Here is a 3,686-nt window from a genome sequence, read left to right as displayed (position 1 = left end):
TTATAGCACCACCTAAGTTGGTTGGGCCCCGGACCTGACTTATCGTTTGCTCTTACGCCGAACGCCACAAACGCTCGGCACCTCGCCTGCTCGGGCTCTCGAAGCCGGTGCCCACAGTAGTGGGCGAGCATCCGCGCGGAGGTAAGGAACGTGTAAGCGTTCCGTTACCGCCGAGCACCCACTTGTATCAACCAGCGGGTGGACAACTGGAGACGTGACTGCACGCCGGAACCATCAGCGCGGCTGGTTTCGGATCGTACGGGCGCAGTCTTGACGGAGGCGTTCAACGAAAGACCCTTCCCCCTCGGTCTTTCTCCGAAGGCCACTTTCTTGAAGGCAGAGGCATGACGCAACTTCCTGGCCACAGGTCACCTGGACCCATCGGTCTCTACGACCCGGCGAACGAACACGACGCCTGCGGTGTCGCGTTCGTCGTCGACATGCACGGCCGTCGTAGCCGCGACATCGTCGACAAGGCCATCACGGCCCTGTTGAACCTGGAGCACCGCGGTGCCGCGGGCGCCGAGCCGAACTCCGGCGACGGCGCGGGCATCCTGATCCAGATTCCGGACCGTTTCTTCCGTGCCGTCGCCGGCTTCGAGCTGCCTCCCGAGGGCTCCTACGCCTCCGGCATCGCCTTCCTCCCGCAGGCGCGGCGCGAGGCGGCCAGGGCTGCCTACGGCGTGGAGAAGATCGTCAAGGAAGAGGGCCTCGAGGTCCTCGGCTGGCGTGAGGTCCCCATCGACGACAGCTCGCTCGGCGCGCTGTCGCGCGACGCCATGCCCACCTTCCGGCAGATCTTCATCGCTTCGCCGAAGAACTCCGCCGAGCAGCTGTCCGGCATGGACCTGGAGCGCCGGGCCTACGTGATCCGCAAGCGCGTCGAGCACGAGCTGGGCAACCAGGGCGCGGGCGAGGGCGCGACCGGCCGCGAGACGGTGTACTTCCCGAGCCTGTCCGGGCAGACCTTCGTCTACAAGGGCATGTTCACCACCCCGCAGCTGCGCGCGTTCTACCTGGACCTCCAGGACGACCGCGTGGAGTCGGCGCTCGGCATCGTGCACTCCCGCTTCTCCACCAACACCTTCCCGTCCTGGCCGCTGGCCCATCCGTTCCGCCGGGTGGCCCACAACGGTGAGATCAACACCGTCACCGGCAACGAGAACTGGATGCGCGCGCGTGAGGCACTGCTGAACAGCGACGTGTTCGGCACCGACTCCGCGGGCAACAACCGGCTGGCCAAGATCTTCCCGGTCTGTACGCCGAAGGCCAGCGACACCGCGCGCTTCGACGAGGTGCTCGAGCTGCTGCACCTGGGCGGCCGCTCGCTGCCGCACGCCGTGCTGATGATGATCCCGGAGGCCTGGGAGCGGCACGACAGCATGGACCCGCAGCTGCGCGCCTTCTACGAGTACCACTCCATGCTCATGGAGCCCTGGGACGGCCCGGCCTCGGTCTGCTTCACCGACGGCACCGTCGTGGGCGCCGTGCTCGACCGCAACGGCCTGCGCCCCAGCCGCATCTGGGTCACCGAGGACGGCCTGGTCGTCATGGCCTCCGAGGTCGGCGTGCTCGACATCGACCCGTCCAAGGTGGTCCGCAAGGCCCGCCTGCAGCCGGGCCGCATGTTCCTGGTCGACACCTCGCAGGGCCGCATCGTCGACGACAACGAGATCAAGACCCAGCTGGCCTCCGAGCACCCCTACCAGCAGTGGCTGGACGAGGGCGTGACCCGCCTGGCCGACCTGCCGGACCGCCCGCACGTGCACATGTCGCACGACCGCGTGCTGATCCGTCAGCAGATCTTCGGCTACACCAACGAGGAACTGAACATCCTGCTCGCGCCGATGGCCAAGACCGGCGGCGAGGCCCTGGGCTCGATGGGCACCGACACCCCGATCGCGGTGCTCTCGGCGCGCCCGCGGCTGCTGTTCGACTACTTCTCCCAGCTGTTCGCGCAGGTCACCAACCCGCCGCTGGACGCGATCCGGGAAGAGGTCGTCACCAGCCTCAAGCGCAACCTCGGCACCGAGGCCGACCTGCTGCACCCCGGCCCGGAGTCGTGCAAGCAGATCGCCATCGAGCAGCCGATCCTGGACAACGACGAGCTGGCCAAGCTGGTCCACATCAACGACGACGGCTCCCAGCCGGAGCTGCGGTCGGTGGTCGTGCGCGGCCTGTACCCGGTGAAGAAGGGCGGCAAGGGCCTGCGCAAGGCGCTGGCGGCCATCAACACCCAGGTCTCGGCCGCCATCGAGGGCGGCGCCAAGCTGATCGTGCTCTCCGACCGCGAGTCCAACGAGAAGCTGGCCCCGATCCCCTCGCTGCTGCTGACCTCCTCGGTGCACCACCACCTGGTCCGCGAGCGCACCCGCACCAAGGTCGGCCTGATCGTGGAGGCCGGTGACGCCCGCGAGGTGCACCACATGGCCATGCTGGTCGGCTTCGGCGCGGGCGCCATCAACCCCTACATGGCCTTCGAGACCATCGAGGACATGCTCGAGCGCGGCGCGCTCGACCTGGGCACCGGCAGCATCGAGAGCGATTACGAGAAGGCCGTCGCCAACTACATCAAGGCCGCGGGCAAGGGCGTGCTCAAGGTGATGTCCAAGATGGGCATCTCCACCCTGGCCTCCTACAACGGCGCGCAGCTGTTCCAGGTGATCGGCCTGTCGCAGAGCCTGGTCGACGAGTACTTCACCGGCCTGCGCTCGCCGCTGGACGGCATCGGCCTCGACGAGATCGCCGCCGACGTCGCCGCCAGGCACCGGGTCGCCTTCCTGGAGAACCGCTTCGAGCGCGCGCACCGCGAGCTCGAGGTGGGCGGCGAGTACCAGTGGCGACGCGAGGGCGAGTACCACCTGTTCAACCCGGACACGGTGTTCAAGCTCCAGCACGCCACCCGCACCGGCCAGTACTCGATCTTCAAGGAGTACACCAAGCTGGTCGACGACCAGTCCGAGCGGCTGGCCTCGCTGCGCGGCCTGTTCAAGTTCAAGACCGGTGCGCGGGCGCCCATTCCGATCGAGGAGGTCGAGCCGGTCTCGGAGATCGTCAAGCGGTTCTCCACCGGCGCGATGAGCTACGGCTCCATCTCGGCGGAGGCGCACGAGACGCTGGCCATCGCGATGAACCGCCTCGGCGGCCGCTCGAACTCCGGTGAGGGCGGCGAGCATCCGGCCCGCTTCGAGGTCGAGGAGAACGGCGACTGGCGGCGCAGCGCGATCAAGCAGGTGGCTTCCGGCCGCTTCGGCGTGACCGCGCACTACCTGACCAACTGCACCGACATCCAGATCAAGATGGCCCAGGGCGCCAAGCCGGGCGAGGGCGGTCAGCTGCCCGCGCACAAGGTGTACCCGTGGGTCGCCGAGGTGCGGCACTCCACGCCCGGCGTCGGCCTGATCTCCCCGCCGCCGCACCACGACATCTACTCGATCGAGGATCTGGCGCAGCTCATCCACGACCTGAAGAACGCGAATCCGCAGGCGCGGATTCACGTGAAACTTGTCGCCGAGCCCGGCGTCGGCACCGTCGCCGCGGGCGTGTCCAAGGCGCACGCCGACGTGGTGCTGATCTCCGGCCACGACGGCGGCACCGGCGCCTCGCCGCTGACCTCGCTCAAGCACGCGGGCGGCCCCTGGGAGCTCGGCCTGGCCGAGACCCAGCAGACGCTGCTGCTCAACGGC

1 protein-coding gene is annotated in these 3,686 nt (G+C 68.2%); it reads left to right on the top strand.

What is annotated here, in order from left to right:
* Positions 1-344: 344 nt before the first annotated feature.
* Positions 345-3,686: glutamate synthase large subunit (gene gltB, locus QH283_RS08075; RefSeq protein WP_280502395.1), on the top strand; the 3,342-nt coding region annotated here is incomplete at its 3' end.

The sequence above is a fragment of the Nocardia farcinica genome, from assembly GCF_029867845.1.
Taxonomy (GTDB): domain Bacteria; phylum Actinomycetota; class Actinomycetes; order Mycobacteriales; family Mycobacteriaceae; genus Nocardia; species Nocardia farcinica_A.
Note: the sequence above shows the minus strand (reverse complement) of the source record. Positions and strands in the feature narration are given on the sequence as shown.